Annotated in this window: 1 protein-coding gene; it reads right to left on the bottom strand. The window is 48.7% G+C overall.

Annotation, left to right across the window (positions count from 1 at the left end):
* Positions 1–685 (bottom strand): IS3 family transposase (locus ELS82_RS25625; protein WP_134837833.1); only part of this gene is annotated, 685 nt, incomplete at both ends.

The raw sequence follows: 685 nt of genomic DNA on the forward strand, positions 1-685 counted from the left end.
CAGTTCCTGATATCACCAGTCCATCGTTCAGGTTTTCGCTGTTTTGCAGCGAGTAATACCTCGGCACGGCGCTTCAAGATCTCTTTATCTTTTCCATTGTGACGCTCTGAAGGCGTGACGTAATTTAACTTGCTGTGCATGTGTTCGGTGTTGTACCAGCGCACGAAAGCTTCAACCCAACTTCGACTGCTGTTGAGGGTGTCAAAACCCTTTGTCGGCCAGCTTGGCATGTACTTTACCGTGCGGAACAACGACTCGACATATGGGTTATCATCACTGACTCTTGGGCGGCTATACGATGAGGTAATACCTAACTCATCCATCTTCGCTTTGAACGTCAGTGACTTCATAGGCGCACCGTTATCTGAGTGAAGAACCAGCGGTTGATTGAAGCACTGCTCTCGCACCAGCGTTCGTTGCAAGAGTTGTGACGCTAACTCACCACACTCACGTTCATACACCTCATAACCCACGATTTTTCGGCTGTAGATGTCCTCAATGACGTACAGRTAATAGTGCTGGCCTCGAACCTTTGAAGGTAAGTAAGTGATATCCCATGTGTAGACTTGATTCGAGCCTGTCGCCGTATAACTCGTTGGCTTCGCTTGCTTTTGTCTACTCCTCTGACGGCCTCGGTTGTGAAGTTGTCCTTGTGCACTCAGTACCCGATAATAGCTCGACTCTG

The sequence above is a fragment of the Vibrio ouci genome, assembly GCF_004551525.1.
Lineage (GTDB): Bacteria > Pseudomonadota > Gammaproteobacteria > Enterobacterales > Vibrionaceae > Vibrio > Vibrio ouci.